This window comes from Weissella minor, assembly GCF_001437425.1.
Classification (GTDB): domain Bacteria; phylum Bacillota; class Bacilli; order Lactobacillales; family Lactobacillaceae; genus Weissella; species Weissella minor.
Window position 1 is genome coordinate 43329 of record NZ_JQCD01000031.1, and the last position, 16888, is coordinate 60216.

Sequence of the window (16888 nt, forward strand, 5' to 3'; positions counted from 1 at the left end):
GTCCTGATTTTTCAGGACCTCTTTTTTTGGACAATAAAAAAGGCTCTAGCCTAATGGTTAGAGCCTTTTTAAATTATTCCCACTCAACAGTTGCTGGTGGCTTAGCTGTAATATCATAGACGACGCGGTTGATGTGATCAACTTCGTTTACAATACGACGTGAGATTTCGTTTAGGACATCCCAAGGGATGCGTGCGAATTCTGCAGTCATACCGTCAACTGAAGTGATGGCACGAATCGCAATCGTGTAATCATAGGTACGAATATCTCCCATAACACCAACTGAACGAACACCAGTTAGGACAGTGAAATATTGCCAAATTTCATCTTCAAGACCGTGCTTTGCAACTTCTTCACGCAAAATTGCATCTGATTCACGGACGATTTCAAGCTTACCTTCAGTAATGTCACCAAGGACACGGATTCCAAGACCAGGTCCTGGGAATGGTTGGCGCCATACCAAAGCATGTGGAATACCAAGCTTTTCACCTAATTCACGAACTTCATCCTTGAAGAGTGTGTTCAAAGGTTCAATTAGTTGGAATTGCATGTCTTCAGGAAGACCACCCACATTGTGGTGAGACTTGATTGTTTGAGCTGTATCAGTACCAGACTCAATCACGTCAGTATACAAAGTTCCTTGAGCTAGGAAATCAATACCGTCAAGCTTAGTAGCTTCTTCATCAAAGACTTGAATAAATTCATTACCAATGATCTTACGCTTTTGCTCAGGGTCTGAGACACCAGCTAGCTTGTCTAAGAAACGGTCTTGTGCATCAACCTTGATGATGTTCAAACCGAATTTACCACCAAGGGCTTCCATCACTTCACCAGCTTCATTCTTACGAAGAAGTCCGTGGTCAACGAAGATAGAAACTAATTGATCGCCAATGGCACGGTGCAATAGAACACCAACGACTGATGAATCAACACCACCAGAGAGGCCAAGTAGGACCTTCTTGTCGCCTACCTTAGCGCGAATCGCTTGGATTTGTTCTTCAATGAAGTCGTCCATTGACCAAGTGCGGTCCGCATGAACAGCATGGTCGATGAAGTTTTCAAGAATCTTCATCCCATTTTCCGTTTGACGGACTTCTGGATGGAATTGTACACCGTAGAAATTGCGTTCACGGTTTTCCATGGCAGCAAATGGTGTTTGTTCTGAAGTGGCAACCACTTCAAATCCATCAGGAATTGCTTCAATTTTGTCACCGTGTGACATTAAAACAGTTTGTTCGGCAGGCGTGTCTGCAAATAGAACTGTTTCTGGGTCAGTAATTGATACAGTTGTTTCACCGTATTCAGCTGTATTATCAGCTGCAATTACTTTTCCACCTGGTAGCATATGGGCCATAAGTTGCATCCCATAGCAGACACCCAAAATTGGCAAGCCAAGCTCGAAAATTTCGGGGTCGATTGTAAATGCGCCATCGGCATAAACAGAGTTAGGTCCACCTGAGAAAACAATCCCCTTTGGATTGATTTCTTTAATTTGTTCAGCGGTCAAGGTGTGTGGCTTAAGTTCAGAATAGACACCCAATTCACGAATGCGTCGTGAAATAAGTTGGTTGTACTGTGAACCAAAGTCCAATACAAGAATAGTATCGTGCTGTTGTTCGTTCGCCATGGTGGCCTCCTTTTTTATAATTGTCTTTATTATACGGGAATGTCTGCCTTAAGCCAATTGTTCTTTTGTTAATTGTTCGTGACTATCAACGCTAATATGACTAACATGCGATTATTTACATGCGAAATGATTAAAATTCGAATTATATTATACAAAACAAGCCGATTGTGGTGAAAAAAAGGTAAGACTTCGGACTGAAGTCTTACCTAAGAGTGTTAATTTGGAAGCACTAAACCGTCATCGATTTTAGTGTTAATAGCTTGGTTATACGCTTTTTCAGTGATTTTGTTGTTATTGAACATTGAAAGTAAGACGATGTTACGTCGTTCTTCAACGGCTTTTGGATTCTTATATAAGTCATATTCAACCGGTGTTTGGCCAATCCCAGCAATGGTCGCTTGTTGCGCTAAACTTAATTTTTTGAGGGGCTTTTGATAGTAGAATTCTGAAATGGTTTCTGCGCCATAGCGATTATAACCTTGGAAGATTTTGTTGACATAAAACTCAAAAATTTGATCCTTAGAATACTCACGTGTTAATTTGGTTGCAAGATATATTTCTTGGATTTTACGTTTAGGCGTCGGCTCAGCATTATTTTTAAAGGCAGTTAGTTTGACGAGTTGTTGGGTGATGGAAGACCCACCACGACCAACGCCATTGCCAAAGAGGGCTTTTACGTTACTGACAACTAAAGCTCTAAGCCCGTCAGAGTTAACCCCGTTATTGGTTTCAAATGTGGCATCTTCTGTCGATGTGACAGCATCCCGGTATTGTTGCGGAATTGAATCAGCTGTGACATAGTCTTGAATACCTTCAGGATTGGCTTTCTCTTTCAGTTGTGCTTCTGAAATAGTGGGTGCATTATCAATAACGACCCATGTATAGATTCCCCCAGCGACAAGTGCTATAATGAAAATGGCGAATAAAAATTTGAATAAACTCTTAAAAAACTTCATGGTACTCCCCCTATGATAACTGATTAAAAATAATCATGTGCTTAATGATAACTTTTTTAGTCCGGCTTTTAAAGAGGTGCTATGTTAAAATAAGAAATACTAAATTAATGAAGAAAGTGACCTTTGTAGAACGAATGGCAGACTATAAGAAAAAGAATTTTAATCGCACGCAAGCTAGGAATAAGGCATCACAAGATGTACAAGTTGAAGTTGGGGACAAACTCCTGATTACAATTAAGCGGCTTGGCATTAATGGGGAAGGGATTGGCTATTATAAGCGTAAAATTACGTTTATTCCAAATGCGTTGCCCGGTGAAATTGTGGATGTTGTTGTGACACAAGTGAGCCCTAAGTTTATTGAAGCGCGAATTAAAAAAATCAAGAAAAAATCACCTGACCGGGTTGTCCCTAAGGACAATCAAGAAGTTGGTGGGGCTGAATTAGGCCACTTACGTTATGATGCGCAACTTGAGTTTAAAGAAGATGTTATCCGTCAAGCATTAGAAAAATATCGTCCACGTGGTTATGAAGATATTGACCTACGCCCAACGATTGGGATGGAAAACCCTGAGGGGTATCGAAATAAAGCCCAATTCCCTGTTCGTCAACAAGGAGATCATTTGGCCGTCGGTATGTACAAACGACAATCACATGAATTAGTCGATTTGCCTGAAATTTCAACGCAAAACCCAGAGACATTGAAGGTTGTCCGTAAGGTGCGTGATTTATTGGAAGAATTGGAAATTCCAGTTTACGATGAAAAGCGTAATTCAGGGATTGTTAAAACGCTGATTGCACGTGTATCTGAATCAAGCGGTGAAGTGCAATTAACTCTTGTTACAAATTCAACAAAGTTACCAAAATCTCGTCAATTAATTGCGCGAATTAATGAGGAATTGCCTGAAGTTGTTTCAGTACATCAAAATATCAATTCTGGGAAAACATCACTTGTGTGGGGTGACACCACAAAGCATTTGTGGGGAAGTGAGTATATTACGGAAACCATTAATGGCAAGCAGTTTATGTTGTCCCCACGTGCTTTCTTACAATTGAATCCCAAGCAAACAGCCCGCCTTTACCAAGAAGCAATTGAAGCCCTTGATTTAACACATGCAGATAAGTTAATTGATGCATATTCAGGAGTTGGGACGATTGGGCTTTCATTGGCTGATCAAGCAGGGGAAGTTCGTGGAATGGATACTGTACCGGAAGCGGTTGATGATGCAAATGAAAATGCAGAAGCTAACGGAATTGAGAATGCGGACTACTATATTGGTGAAGCGGAAGCATTGATACCAGAGTGGGCGCGTCAAGGTTGGGTTGCGGATGCGCTAGTTGTAGACCCACCGCGCACCGGATTAGGCGATGAATTACGAGCAACCATCTTAAAGACAAAGCCAAATAAGTTTGTTTATATTTCATGTAATGCATCGACGTTAGCGCGCGATTTAGTCGACCTATCGAAAGTTTATTATGTTGACTATATTCAATCAATTGATATGTTCCCTCAGACAGCCCGTTGGGAAGGTATTGTGAAGTTTACAAAGAAATAAAATGTTTCACATGAAACAATAAAACAGCTAGACGTGTCAAGGGGATACGGCTAGCTGTTTTTAAATTGTTGAGATATTACACGGGTGTAATAATGCATTTTCATTTGTGATACATCGAGCATGAAGCGCTTACACAAAGTATATAATTGTGTTACAATTATCTTATTGAATTAAGAATATGTGGAGGAAATATCATGAGTTATCAAAAAGTTACAGTTGCTGGTGGTGGAACTTTAGGTTCACAAATCGCATATATGGCAGCCTTTTCAGGTAAAGATGCCATTATCTGGGGACGTTCAGAAGGTTCATTGGACCGTGCCAAGGCACGTGTTGCCCGTTGGGAAGAAGCCGTTAAGGATTACTACGAAGCTTCACAAGAAGAACTAGACGCTGCCCAAGCACATCTAACATACACAACTTCATTGGAAGATGCACTTAGCGGTGCGGACTTAGTGATTGAAGCTTTGCCAGAAAACATCGAAACAAAGAAAGACTTCTACGAAGAATTCGACAAGCTTGCAGATCCTGAAACAATTGTTGTGACAAACTCATCAACAATGCTTGCATCTGATTTGGCCGAATTCACAGGACGTGCAGACAAGTTCTTAGGTTACCACTTCGCTAACACAATCTGGCGTAACAACACAGCCGAAATCATGGCTGGACCAGAAACAGATGCTGATTTGGCTGAAACATTCATCGATTTCTCTCGTGAAATCAAGATGGTGCCAATCATGGTTAACAAGGAACAACATGGTTACATTTTGAATGCCATGTTAGTACCATTCTTGGGTGCCGCAACTGAACTTTGGGTAAAGGGTGTTGCAGAACCACAAGATATTGATAAGACATGGATGATTGCGACTGGTTCTCCAATGGGACCATTTGCTGTATATGACACTGTTGGTTTGAATACTGCTTATGAAATTCACAATGGTAAGTCAGACGAAGCCAGTCAATATGCTGCTAAGAAATTCAAGGAACGTATTGATGAAGGTTTGCTTGGTGTTGAAACAGGTAAGGGATTCTACACTTACCCTAACCCAGAATACCTTGACCCAGAATTCTTGAAGTAATACAAAGGAAAAGGCTTGGATAACATCAATGATGTATTCGAGCTTTTTTTAATGCAAAAATGTGCTATATTTAAAATTGGGAATGTTATTTTAAGTAAGGAGTAAATACTTCGGTATTTATAGTAGGTGTATGGAATAGATGGCAAAAGTTAATCAGGAACAGATTTTTGAGGCTGCACGCTCCGTGTTGAATCAAAAAGGTTATGATAAGGCGCGTTTAGCTGATGTTGCACGTAAGCTTGATATTACATCAGCAGCATTGTATAAGCATTTTAAGAACAAAGAAGACTTATTTGAAGCAACTGTCATTGACTGGTTACGAGCAATTGACCGACCTGTTTTTGAAACAGATGATCGAGCTCCAGAAGACGAACGTGGGACGCGTCTTCATGACTGGTTGTGGTTGTTAGCCGAGAATCGACACGCTGCTTTTGTGGCTGAACCAGAATTGACGAAGTTATACAAAGAGTATTTAGAGAGTCATCATGAGTTATTGAATCAGCGTTTGGTTGCTTTTTCTGAATCTGTTGAGAGTATTATGGCGTGGGAAACCTTCAGACATCAACGTGGTTTAACAGTGATGCAAACGTTTATTATGTTTTACCATCCTTTGTTTGTGAATATGTGGGAAGACCCATTGTTAAAAACACTATTCGAATCAACGTGGTTGGAAATTCAACCGATTGTCCAACCTCAAATTGAAGAAAATTAATCGTTAATAAAATGCCTACCTTGTTGTAGGTATTTTTTTTTTGAAAGGTAAGTCGAATCGTGGGGTTATGCCAGTTTGTAGCAGGGACAAAAAAGCAGGATGGCGCTTGCATGAGGTTGTGCTTGGTGTCCCTATTCGGAGGGTGTATGACGATAAAGCTTCACCTTATGGGCGAATATCGGTATAATAGCGGTAATATGAATGCGGTTACAAAAGGGGAACGAAATGAATAAGCCAAAACTTTTCTTAGATATGGATAATGTCTTAGTGGATACATTAACGGTATTGAATGCCATTGATATGACGCATGAACAGGTACAAAAACCAGATCAGATTCCTGGTGTTTTTCGAGATTTGAAACCCATGCCAGGGGCAATTGACGCAGTGAACACCTTAGCGGACATTTATGAAATGTATATTTTATCAACTGCGCCATGGCATAATGCGAGTGCTTGGCAAGATAAAATCGTGTGGTTGCAAGAATACTTTGGTGACGGGGAAGAAAATCCATTTTACAAGCGGGTTGTGATGGCACATGATAAAGGATTGGCGCATGGTGCTGGTGGAATTTTAGTTGATGATCGTCCTTACCACGGCGCCAGTGCTTGGGATGATGCGACGACAGATAGTTTTTGGTTGCAATATGGTCATGATCCAAAATTGGTTTGGTCCCAAGAATTGGTTAATTTTTTAAAGGACGTGGCAACACAATATGCTGACAATCAAAATATCCGTCAATCAATTGAAATGGTGAATACTAAGCAGGCATACCAATTACATGGTGATAAAGAGAGCTTCAGCAAGGCCCATTGGGAATAATTCGATGAATGAGTATCAGAAATGATACTCATTTTTTTGTTTGATTATGATTATATGTGATTGTTTAAAACATCACTTTGTTGCATTAGTGGGCAATAAACAGTATAGTTTGTTTATAAAAGAAAACGTTTACATAAAAGAAACTCGGGTTACATTTATGATTATTGTTGAACGGCATGAAAAAATTTTAGCGCTTTTGGAAAAAAGACAGCAAGCATCAGTCAGTGAATTGAGTGCCTTACTTTTAGTATCACCAGCAACGATTCGTAGGGATTTAGCTGATTTAGAAAATCTAGGACAAGTGACACGTGTGCATGGGGGTGCAGTGCTTTCAGAACAGTACGCAAGCCAAATGCATGAACAAACGATTAATGAAAAGCAAAGTTTGCATCAGGAAGAGAAGCGAGTCATTGCGCAGCAAGCAGCGTTACAAGTGCGTGGTGGTGAAACAATTTATCTGGATGCGGGCACGACGACCGCATGTTTAATTCCGTTACTAGCCCAAGTTGTTCCAAAGGTAACAGTGGTGACAAATTCGGTCAATCATGCTGCCAAATTAGCTGATTTATCGGTGGCTGTGATGGTCATTGGCGGCAGTGTTAAGTTGGCAACGAATGCAGTGATTGGTTCTAATGCCGTACAACAAATTCAACAACTCCAGTTTGATAGAAGTTTTTTAGGGATTAATGGCGTGACGGCAGAAGCAGGTTTGACGACACCAGATATGGAAGAAGCTGCAATGAAACGGGCTGTGATGGCACAAAGTCGGAAGAATTATGTGTTAGCGGATGCCAGTAAAATTGGTGCGGTTAATTTTGTAAAAGTAAATGATGTTAATGAAGCGGTTTTGGTCACGAATCAGACGGATCAGAGCGAGCTTGAGGCAATTAGAAAACAGACGCAGGTTATCATTTCGGAGGCGTAGGATGATTTATACAGTAACTTTAAATCCATCAATTGACTATATTGTCCAGGTGGATGACTTGGAATTTGGTGCGACGAATCGTGCGCAGGGGACTCATTTTTTTCCGGGCGGAAAAGGAATTAATGTTAGTCGTCTATTAGCTAACCAAGGTATCCCTTCAAAAATGTGGGGATTTTTAGGTGGTTTTACTGGGAACTATATCAGTGAGACTTTAGCAAGTGATGCATTGGATTTCACACCGGTAAGTGAAGCAAGTCGGATTAATATAAAAATCAAAGGTAACCAAGAGACTGAAATTAATGCGGGTGGTCCGACGATTTCAGAAGATGAGTTAAAAGCGTTTAAAGCGAAGTTCTCAGTTTTGACGGCAGTAGACACTGTAATTTTCTCAGGCAGTATGGCCCGTGGATTACCAACTGATATTTATCAAAATTTGGTAACTTTAGTTCAGAAAAGCGGTGCACAATTTATTATCGATACAACTGGCGATGCGCTAAAAGCAACTTTGGCACAAGGCCCTGTTTTGGTAAAACCGAATCGGGCTGAAGTTGCAGAATTATATCAACAACCGATTGAAAGTTTATCTGATGTGCAAAAAGCTGGTGAACGTTTGATTCAAGATGGTGCGCAGCATGCAATTATCTCCATGGCTGGGGATGGCGCGATGTTTTTTTCAAATGATGAAATGTATTATGCCCCTGCATTGGTTGGAAAAGTGGTCAATTCAGTGGGTGCTGGGGATTCGATGATCGCAGGCTTTGTTGGTGCTTTATCGCAAGGTATGTCGAACAGCGAATGTTTTAAGTATGCGGTTGCGAGCGGAACGGCGACTGCTTTTAGTGCTGATATTGCAGAGAAGCAATTGATTGATGAGCTATTTAATCAAGTAACGCTACAAAATATGAAGGAGTCCTAATCATGCGAATTAATGATTTATTATTGCCGCAAACAATGATTTTAGATTTGCAGGCAACGACTAAACTTGCAGCATTTAAAGAAATGATTAGCGTCTTGTATCAACAAGGGCGCATCACTGATCCAGATACTTTTTTATCAGGTATTTTAGCGCGTGAAGAACAGACAACAACGGGGTTAGGTGATGGGATTGCGATTCCGCATGCTAAAAATTCCGCGGTAAAAACACCAACAATTGTTTTTGCACGTTCGCAACAAGGTGTAGATTATGAAGCATTAGATGGGCAACCAGTGAAATTGCTATTTATGATTGCGGTGCCGGATACAGCTAGTAATACGCATTTGGAAGCCTTAGCTAGTTTGTCACGTTATCTCTTACAAGATGGTTTTACTGATAAGCTATTAACGGCGAGTTCTCCTGACGAAATTCGGCAACTATTCTCAGAAGAAGGTGAAGCTTTATCAAATGTTGATGCCGTTCAATCGGTTGCTTTAGAATCTCCAGATGTACCATTAATTGTGGCGGTAACAGCTTGTACAACTGGTATCGCACATACTTATATGGCTGAAGAAGCGCTTAAGAAACAAGCGACTGAAATGGGCGTTCGAATTAAGGTTGAAACGAATGGGGCTAGCGGAGTGGCGAATCGTTTAACCGATGCTGAAATCAAAGAAGCCCAAGGGGTGATTGTTGCGGCTGATAAAAAGGTTGAAATGGCCCGTTTTGATGATAAAAAATTGGTGATGAAGCCAGTTGCTGAAGGTATCAGACATCCAGAAGCTTTGATTGATGAAGTTCTTGAAGGTTCAGCACCGGTTTACCATGCAACCACAACTGATACAAGTGGGCAGAAAGTACAAACTAATCAAGAGCATATGTCGATTGGTAAGGCTTTTTATCGTCACTTAATGAGTGGTGTTTCAAGTATGCTGCCTTTCGTTATTGGTGGTGGAATTGCAATCGCGATTGCCTTTTTGATTGACCAGTCATTAGGTGTCCCCCATGATCAATTGGCTAATTTAGGAACTTATCATCCTGCTGCTGCTTTCTTTAAGCAAATTGGTGGTACCGCATTTGATTTTATGCTCCCAGTCTTAGCTGGTTATATTGCCTATTCGATTGCTGAAAAGCCAGGGCTTGTGGTCGGATTCCTAGCGGGTGCATTAGCAGCAAATGGATACAATATTAACAATGTTGGATTAGATCCAAATCAACTCCCTGTGCCATCTGGATTTTTAGGCGCATTAGTGGGTGGATTCTTAGCTGGTGGCGTCGTTCTTATGCTAAAGTATGCTTTGGCTAAATTACCAAAAGCCTTGGACGGGATTAAATCAATTCTATTTTATCCAGTCTTTGGGGTAATTATTACTGGTTTCTTGATGTTGTTAATTAATATTCCAATGGCATCAATTAATAGTGGATTAAATAATTTCTTGAACAGTTTGAATGGAACTAATGCTATTCTTCTTGGAACATTATTGGGTGGCATGATGGCCATTGATATGGGTGGTCCAATTAATAAAGCGGCTTATGTTTTTGGAACAGGGACTCTAGCTCAGACTATTTCAACCGGTGGTTCACCAGTCATGGCATCAGTTATGGCAGGTGGCATGGTGCCACCATTGGCCATTTTTGTGGCAACCTTACTCTTTAAGAACAAGTTCAATAAAAAGAATCGTGAAGCCGGTCTAACTAATATTGTTATGGGATTAAGTTTCATTACTGAAGGTGCAATTCCATTTGCAGCGGCTGATCCAGCACGTACAATTCCAAGTTTCGTTGTCGGTTCGGCATTAGCTGGTGGTTTAGTTGGTATGTCAGGGATTAAGTTGCTTGCACCACATGGTGGTATCTTCGTTGTGGCCTTAACGAGTTCACCAGTAATGTATCTTGTATATATTGCAATTGGCGCCTTGGTATCAGGAGTTATCTACGGCTTGATTAAGCGAGCCGATGATTAGAATGTAAGCAAAAAAGCACACTTCAGAGAGAAGTGTGCTTTTTATGTTTCACATGAAACAAGATTAATGTTTACGTAGAATTCGCATTGAATTTAAGATGGCAAGCAATGTAACACCAACATCAGCGAACACAGCTTCCCACATATTTGCGAGGCCAAAGGCACCTAATGCTAAGAAGATAGCTTTGATAACAAGGGCGAAAACAATGTTTTGCATAACAATACGACGTGTCTGTTTTGCAATATCAATGGTTGAAGCGATACGACTAGGCTTATCATCCATGATAATCATATCAGCAGCTTCAACCGCAGCATCTGATCCAAGGGCACCCATGGCAATTCCAACATCAGCTTGGACAAGGACCGGCGCATCATTGATACCATCACCAACAAAGGCAACTTTTTGAGTGTCGCTTTGATTGGCTTGAATCTTTTTAATTTCAGATACTTTGTCAGCTGGAAGTAAGTTAGTGACAACTTTGTTAAGACCGAGTTTGTTAGCAACAGTGGTCCCAACCGCGTGATTGTCACCAGTTAGCATAACTGTTTCTAAGTCTAATTGCTTCAAGTCATTAATCGATGTTTGTGAGTCAGGCTTTGGTTCATCAGCAACGATGATACTACCGCTAAATTGACCGTCAATGGCAACAAGAATGGTTGTACCTGTACTGTCTAGTTCAGGCATATCAACGGTAATGTTGGCAAGGGCTTTTTCATTACCGACAATGACTTCGTGTCCGTTGACGTCAGCTTGAACCCCATGTCCTGAAGTTTCAACAGAATTGGTGATGGTGTATTGACTTAAATCACCATCAAAACTGTTAACGATTGAGCGTGCGATTGGGTGGGTTGAATTTTGTTCGACTGCAGCCGTATAACCGAGTAGGTCATCCTTTGTCATGCCTGAAACAGGTGTTACTTTGGTAACGGTAAAGCTACCTTGGGTTAATGTACCAGTTTTATCGAATACGACAGTATCAACTTCGTTCAATGCTTCAAGATAGTTACTTCCTTTAATTAAGACACCATTTTTTGATGTCGCACCGAGACCGGCGAAGAAGGCAAGTGGTACTGAAAGTACCAAAGCACATGGACAAGAAATAACTAAGAAGACCAGCGCACGTTGGATCCAATCGGCCCAAACACCACCGAAAAATAGTGGTGGCACGAATGCCAATAATGCTGCAAATAGAACAACAACAGGTGTGTAGATATGTGCAAATTTTGTAATGAACTTTTCGGTATCAGCTTTGTTACTGTCTGAGTTCTGAACTAAATCAAGAATCTTGGCAACAGTTGAATCATTATAGGCGTGGGTCACCGTCATGGTTAGGGTACCATCAAGATTGATTGAACCACTTAAAACGTCTGTGTCAGGTTCAACTTCGCGTGGCAATGATTCACCTGTTAAGGCTGCGGTATTTAAGCTTGATTGACCAGTCAAAATAGTTCCGTCGACCGGAATCTTTTCACCGGGCTTAATTAAGATTGTATCCCCAATGTTAACTTTTTCAGGGGCAACTTCTTGGTAACTATCTCCAACTTTAAGATTGGCAAATTCTGGTTTGATGGCAACCAATTCACTAATTGAACGCTTTGAACGATCAACGGCTGTATCTTCAATTAATTCTCCGATTTCAAAGAATAACATAACAGCGATGGCTTCAGGATACTGACCTAAAATTAAAGCACCAATGGTTGCGATACTCATTAAGGCATTCTCATCAAAGAAATCACCTTGCGAGAAATGCTTTAACGCATTAATTAAGACCGGTGCACCAGCGAGTAGATAAGCCACAAAGTAAAGGGCAGTTTGTAGCATGCCAGGGTTTAATAAGAAAGCGATTAATCCGACGATTACACTAGTTGTTAAAACCAGCACCCTTTTCTTCTGGCTTGTTGTTAAGCGTAATCCTTCCAATGTTTTTTTCATAACAGACCTCTTTTAAATAATTATTTTAATACATGAATACTTCTTCATGTGTAAATCTTATCATATGTTATGTGGGATTACAATGTGTAAACCTAAAAGATTATGCTGATTTTTTGTTAGTGTGGTAAGATAGATTTATCGTTTTTAGAAAGGGGGAACATGATGGCTGAGGAATTGAAATTGATTACAGCACCGGAATTAGAAGCTGCCCATGATATTTTTAAATTATTGAGTAATCCAACGCGTTTACAAATTCTCTACATATTAGAGCAAGGTTCATTAAATGTAGGTCAAATTGTTTCAGTATTAGATATGGAACAATCTGCGATTTCACACCAACTGGCATTATTACGTGAAGGACATCTAATTAAGATGGAACGCGTGGGTAAGTCAATTTACTATGGCTTGGATGATCCGCATGTTCTTGATATTATTAATGAAACCCTTGAACACGTTGGCCACATTGCTAAAGGGCAACCTTGGCAAGCCGAATCAAATGATTAAACAAGCTAATTAAATCCGCAAGACAAAAAGAAAACTGCTATGCTGATGGGTTGCCAAAAAGGACAATCTACATGCATAACAGTTTTTTCTTTCCTTATTAATGAAGAAAAGGTGTGTTTTAAATTTTATAGGCGTTCAAGAAACGATCAATTCGTTCCGTTGGATGGTTGAAGAACTCATCGGGTGTTCCGTCGAAGTCAATTGCACCATCTTCAAGAAAGAGCATACGATCAGCAGCATTTTTAGCGAACTCCATATTGTGGGTCACGATAATCATTGATTCATGCTTTTCAGCCAAGCGCTTTAAAATTCGTAGAATTTGCGCTTCGATTTCAGGGTCGAGGGCTGACGTTGGTTCATCTAACAAAAGGTAGTCTGGGTGCATGGCTAACGCACGCGCAATGGCGATACGTTGCGTTTGACCACCTGATAATTGATAAGGATAGCGGTCGGCAGTATCATCTAGCCCAACGGCTTGGAGGAGTTCGTGACCGTGTTCGATGGCTTCGGCTTTACTTTGCTTAAGCACGTGTACCGGTGCTTCAATCATATTACCCATGACGGTTAAGTGGTCGAACATACGTGGCTGTTGGAAAACCATGCCAGTTTTGTGGCGAATCCAAAGCAATGTATCCTTACTAACCGGCTTACTGTAATCAATGGTGCGGTCGTCAAGCGTATACATGCCATTTTCAGGATGCTCCAATAAATTGAGGGAACGCAACAACGTTGACTTTCCAGATCCAGAAGGTCCGACAATGACTGTGGTTTCATTTGGATTAAAAGTTACGTTGATGTCATTTAAGGCTTGATGCTCTTTATAAATCTTATTAACGTGTTCTAGTTTTAACATGATAGACCCCTTTATTTGACGAAACGATCAGCCCAACGTTGGATGTAACGCTGAGGGATTGAAAGAATAGTAACGAAGATGGCATAGATGGCAGCAACCAATAGGTACATTTGCAAAGGTTCGAAAGTAACAGCGGCCATCTGCTGTGAGAGATAGAACATTTCAACAATAGTTACGGTTGAAGCAAGTGATGTATCTTTGATTAATGAAATAAAAGAATTTGCCAGTGTTGGAATTGAGACACGTGCTGCCTGCGGCAATATGATACGGGTAAATGTTTGGCCTTCCGTCATACCCAAGGCCTGAGCGGCTTCGCGTTGCGTACCAGGAATTGATGAAATAGCGGCACGAATAGCTTCACTGGCATAGGCCCCAGAGTTTAGTGAAAGGACGGCGATGGCTGCGACCCATGCAGATGGTTGTAACCACTCAATGCCGAGTTTAGGTAGCCCGTAAAAGACAACGAACAACTGCACTAGCATTGGGGTTGAACGGAATGCCCATACATAAAAGGCTAATAAGTTATTTAGGATAAACCAGAGCACTTTTTTGAAGCCGGTCACTTGTGGATCGTAAGAACGAAACACACCGACGAATCCGGCAAAGACCAGTGCGAAGGCAAAAGAAATTAATGCAAGCGGAATTGTATATTTAAGTCCGGCCACGATTAATTGGGGGGCGTATGTGGTTATGAAATCTATCATGAAAAAGTCCTTTCAACAGTACCGGCGCAAAATAAAAAGCGCCTAAGAAGCCAAAAATAGTTGGTCCTAGCGCGCTTATTACGTTTTATCGAGTTGTTCACCAAAACGACCTAACGCAAAAAGCGCGTTAGGCAGATACATGCAGCTTGATTGTTCGTGTTTGTATGCATCATTTTGTGAAACTCCTTGTATTTGATATCTTGATTATATTGAATTTACTAACAAAATGCAAGGAAAAACGCGCGCTTTATGCCACTCACAAAAAATATGAACTTTTTATTAGTAAGTTGAAGGGTATCTAGAATGGGCTTTGGCGCTTTTGAAAAATATGAAAAAATGAATTTGGGGTTTGACAGGTTTAAAAAAGGCCGTTATGATTTGGGCATAATCTAAATTTGAAACGAGAAAGAAGCCATGAAAACTTTAGCCAAACGATGTTAGCCCTGACGATTTTAATTTAATTAGTATGTAATTTCGCAATATTAATCAAGAGAAAAAAGGGATAATAAATTATGAATACATTAGTTAAAACATCATTAATCGTGGCCGCAACAGGTGTTGTTGGAGTTGGTCTTATTTCAAGCCAAGCGTCAGCAGATTCTTATAAGTCTGACTTAAAGAACAAGGGTGAATTGACGGTCGGACTTGAAGGGACATATGCGCCATTCTCATATAAGAACAAGTCAGGTAAGTTAGTTGGTTACGATGTTGATGTTGCCAAAGCTGTTGCCAAAGAAATGGGATTGAAGCCAGTCTTCGTTGAGACAAAGTTTGATTCATTGGTTGCTGGTTTGGATGCCAATAAGTATGACGTTGTCTACAATGATATGGGTAAGACGAAGGAACGTGAAAAGAACTATGCCTTTGGTGGTCAATACTTGAATTCTGAAGCGGTTATTCTTGTTAAGAAGGACTCAGACATTAAGACAGTTAAGGATTTGAAGGGTAAGAAGGCCGCACAAACGACTTCATCTAACTATGGTCAAGCTGCTAAGAAGAATAAGGCTGAATTGGTTAGTGCACCAGGCTTTGCGGAGGCTTTGGACTTAGTTAGCTCAGGTAAAGCAGATGCAACTTTGAATGCAGATGATGCATGGAGCATTTACAAGAAGGAACATCCTAAGACTGACTTGAAGGCAATCCGTACCGATGATTTGGATTCATCAGGTGCTGCGCCAATGTTAAATAAGAAAGATAAGCAGTTAGCTAAGGAAATTACAAAGGCTCAAGATAAGTTGAAGGAAGATGGAACTTTGACAAAGTTGTCTAAGCAATACTTTGATAAGGATCTTAGTGGAAGCAAAGACGATAAGAAGGACTAATCAAAATTAATATAGAAGTATTGAAAACCGCTTCAGGATTGAAGCGGTTTTTTATTGCATGCTTGTCAGATATACCGTGAGTGGTGCATAATTTGTATCTGTAATTGAGTTAAGAGAGGATTATCACGTGAAAAATTTATTGAAGTTACTTGAAGTGCAATCTTTAGTGGCGGCGGCCTTACCATTAATGTTGGGATTTTTATACACACTAAATGTGTACCAACAATTTAATGGTGTAAACGCTTTGGTTTTTGCACTTATCGCATTTGCTTTGCAAATGGGCGTTAATGTGTGGAACAATCTGCAAGATTTCCGTGCTGCCAGCAGCGAAGAATGGAAAAATGGGGTTAACAATATTGTCGGAGCTGCCGGCTATACAGTTCGTCAGGTGGGACTGGTCTTGTTTATTTTAGTCGGATTCGCCGGAATTGCTGGTTTATGGTTGGTCACACGGACCGGTTGGCCATTATTGATTATGGGCTTAATTGGTTTTTTGGTGGCTTATTGGTATGCTGGAACGCCATTACCTTTATCGCGAACACCTTTTGGTGAGTTGGCTTCAGGATTGACGATGGGCTATTTAATTTTCTTGGCCGCTGTTTATGTCAATGTGGCCCCGCTCTTAACTTGGACTTTGATTTGGCATGCCATGGTTGCATCAGCGATTGCATGGTTTGCGATTGCTGACATCATGTTGGCCAATAATATTGGTGATTATGAGGAAGATTTGGCTGAAGGGCGCCGCACATTGGTCGCATTACTAGGTAAGCCGAATGCGTTACGCTTATTTGTCGGCATTTATGTGGCTGGATATGTGGTCTTAATCATTGCAGTTGTGTTGGGGATTTTACCATGGCCAAGTTTGTTGGCATTAATTTCAGCACCGGTTGTTTTCAAGCAGGTCCGCCAATTCCAAGCGGATCCGCAAAAGAAGAATTTTCCACTAGCAATTAAAAATGTTGTCCTAATATCAATAACTTTGGCATTAGGTTTGATTATTGCATTATTTATATAGTAGAATAATGTGT

At 40.6% G+C, this 16888-nt stretch carries 15 protein-coding genes; 10 read left to right on the top strand and 5 right to left on the bottom strand.

The features are described from left to right. Positions 1–73: 73 nt before the first annotated feature. Positions 74–1627, bottom strand: a complete 1554-nt coding sequence (gene guaA, locus IV67_RS07710) for a glutamine-hydrolyzing GMP synthase (protein ID WP_057788726.1) — start codon at positions 1625–1627, stop codon at positions 74–76. Positions 1628–1842: 215 nt separating this feature from the next. Then, complete coding sequence (locus tag IV67_RS07715) at positions 1843–2583, bottom strand: biosynthetic peptidoglycan transglycosylase (RefSeq protein WP_057788728.1); 741 nt, start codon at positions 2581–2583, stop codon at positions 1843–1845. A 107-nt stretch (positions 2584–2690) separates the two neighbouring features. Here IV67_RS07715 and rlmD point away from each other — a divergent pair, with 107 nt between their 5' ends. The 7 genes from rlmD (at position 2691) to IV67_RS07750 (ending at position 10545) form a co-directional block, all read left to right on the top strand. Continuing rightward, on the top strand, positions 2691–4136 hold the full coding sequence (rlmD, locus tag IV67_RS07720; protein ID WP_083486712.1) for a 23S rRNA (uracil(1939)-C(5))-methyltransferase RlmD: 1446 nt from the start codon (positions 2691–2693) through the stop codon (positions 4134–4136). 194 nt (positions 4137–4330) lie between these two features. Continuing rightward, positions 4331–5212, top strand: coding sequence for a 3-hydroxyacyl-CoA dehydrogenase (locus IV67_RS07725; RefSeq protein ID WP_057788730.1), 882 nt, complete (start codon positions 4331–4333; stop codon positions 5210–5212). 139 nt (positions 5213–5351) lie between these two features. Further along, on the top strand, positions 5352–5924 hold the full coding sequence (locus IV67_RS07730; RefSeq protein ID WP_057788732.1) for a TetR/AcrR family transcriptional regulator: 573 nt from the start codon (positions 5352–5354) through the stop codon (positions 5922–5924). Positions 5925–6149: 225 nt separating this feature from the next. Next, positions 6150–6743 carry a 5' nucleotidase, NT5C type gene (locus tag IV67_RS07735; RefSeq protein ID WP_057788734.1) on the top strand — a complete coding sequence of 198 codons (594 nt, stop codon included), beginning with the start codon at positions 6150–6152 and terminating at the stop codon, positions 6741–6743. 157 nt (positions 6744–6900) lie between these two features. Further along, positions 6901–7668 (top strand): DeoR/GlpR family DNA-binding transcription regulator, encoded by a 768-nt coding sequence (locus IV67_RS07740; protein WP_057788736.1) that lies wholly within the window; start codon positions 6901–6903, stop codon positions 7666–7668. Between the two features lies 1 nt (position 7669). Then, positions 7670–8584 (top strand): 1-phosphofructokinase, encoded by a 915-nt coding sequence (gene pfkB / locus IV67_RS07745; RefSeq protein WP_057788738.1) that lies wholly within the window; start codon positions 7670–7672, stop codon positions 8582–8584. Positions 8585–8586: 2 nt separating this feature from the next. Next, complete coding sequence (locus IV67_RS07750) at positions 8587–10545, top strand: PTS fructose transporter subunit IIABC (RefSeq protein ID WP_057788740.1); 1959 nt, start codon at positions 8587–8589, stop codon at positions 10543–10545. Positions 10546–10608: 63 nt separating this feature from the next. On the opposite strand, the gene IV67_RS07755 is transcribed toward IV67_RS07750, so the two are convergent. After that, the gene (locus tag IV67_RS07755) at positions 10609–12477 is read right to left on the bottom strand and encodes a heavy metal translocating P-type ATPase (protein ID WP_201782742.1); all 1869 of its coding nucleotides are present in this window, start codon (positions 12475–12477) and stop codon (positions 10609–10611) included. A 162-nt stretch (positions 12478–12639) separates the two neighbouring features. Between IV67_RS07755 and IV67_RS07760 the strand changes: the two genes are divergently transcribed. Next, complete coding sequence (locus IV67_RS07760; RefSeq protein ID WP_057788742.1) at positions 12640–12981, top strand: ArsR/SmtB family transcription factor; 342 nt, start codon at positions 12640–12642, stop codon at positions 12979–12981. Between the two features lie 118 nt (positions 12982–13099). Here the strand turns inward: IV67_RS07760 and IV67_RS07765 are convergent, their stop codons facing one another. Next, entirely contained in the window at positions 13100–13834 is a 735-nt protein-coding gene (locus tag IV67_RS07765; RefSeq protein ID WP_057788743.1) for an amino acid ABC transporter ATP-binding protein, read from the bottom strand. An 11-nt stretch (positions 13835–13845) separates the two neighbouring features. Further along, positions 13846–14538 carry an amino acid ABC transporter permease gene (locus tag IV67_RS07770; RefSeq protein ID WP_057788745.1) on the bottom strand — a complete coding sequence of 231 codons (693 nt, stop codon included), beginning with the start codon at positions 14536–14538 and terminating at the stop codon, positions 13846–13848. 512 nt (positions 14539–15050) lie between these two features. On the opposite strand from IV67_RS07770, the gene IV67_RS07775 reads away from it, so the two are divergent. Together IV67_RS07775 and IV67_RS07780 are read left to right on the top strand one after the other, a co-directional pair. Further along, a complete protein-coding gene (locus tag IV67_RS07775; RefSeq protein ID WP_057788747.1) occupies positions 15051–15860 on the top strand; it encodes a transporter substrate-binding domain-containing protein in 810 nt (269 codons plus the stop codon). 127 nt (positions 15861–15987) lie between these two features. Further along, positions 15988–16875 (top strand): UbiA family prenyltransferase, encoded by an 888-nt coding sequence (locus IV67_RS07780; protein WP_057788749.1) that lies wholly within the window; start codon positions 15988–15990, stop codon positions 16873–16875. Positions 16876–16888 lie beyond the last annotated feature (13 nt).

What these genes read in the sequence shown, in the direction of transcription:
- IV67_RS07775 (WP_057788747.1), top strand. Translation starts at nt 15,051, where the DNA reads ATGAATACATTAGTTAAAACATCATTAATCGTGGCCGCAACAGGTGTT.
- IV67_RS07760 (WP_057788742.1), top strand. Translation starts at nt 12,640, where the DNA reads ATGGCTGAGGAATTGAAATTGATTACAGCACCGGAATTAGAAGCTGCC.
- IV67_RS07715 (WP_057788728.1), bottom strand. Translation starts at nt 2,583, where the DNA reads ATGAAGTTTTTTAAGAGTTTATTCAAATTTTTATTCGCCATTTTCATT.
- guaA (WP_057788726.1), bottom strand. Translation starts at nt 1,627, where the DNA reads ATGGCGAACGAACAACAGCACGATACTATTCTTGTATTGGACTTTGGT.
- IV67_RS07740 (WP_057788736.1), top strand. Translation starts at nt 6,901, where the DNA reads ATGATTATTGTTGAACGGCATGAAAAAATTTTAGCGCTTTTGGAAAAA.
- IV67_RS07730 (WP_057788732.1), top strand. Translation starts at nt 5,352, where the DNA reads ATGGCAAAAGTTAATCAGGAACAGATTTTTGAGGCTGCACGCTCCGTG.
- IV67_RS07770 (WP_057788745.1), bottom strand. Translation starts at nt 14,538, where the DNA reads ATGATAGATTTCATAACCACATACGCCCCCCAATTAATCGTGGCCGGA.
- IV67_RS07725 (WP_057788730.1), top strand. Translation starts at nt 4,331, where the DNA reads ATGAGTTATCAAAAAGTTACAGTTGCTGGTGGTGGAACTTTAGGTTCA.
- pfkB (WP_057788738.1), top strand. Translation starts at nt 7,670, where the DNA reads ATGATTTATACAGTAACTTTAAATCCATCAATTGACTATATTGTCCAG.
- rlmD (WP_083486712.1), top strand. Translation starts at nt 2,691, where the DNA reads ATGAAGAAAGTGACCTTTGTAGAACGAATGGCAGACTATAAGAAAAAG.
- IV67_RS07750 (WP_057788740.1), top strand. Translation starts at nt 8,587, where the DNA reads ATGCGAATTAATGATTTATTATTGCCGCAAACAATGATTTTAGATTTG.
- IV67_RS07755 (WP_201782742.1), bottom strand. Translation starts at nt 12,477, where the DNA reads ATGAAAAAAACATTGGAAGGATTACGCTTAACAACAAGCCAGAAGAAA.
- IV67_RS07735 (WP_057788734.1), top strand. Translation starts at nt 6,150, where the DNA reads ATGAATAAGCCAAAACTTTTCTTAGATATGGATAATGTCTTAGTGGAT.
- IV67_RS07765 (WP_057788743.1), bottom strand. Translation starts at nt 13,834, where the DNA reads ATGTTAAAACTAGAACACGTTAATAAGATTTATAAAGAGCATCAAGCC.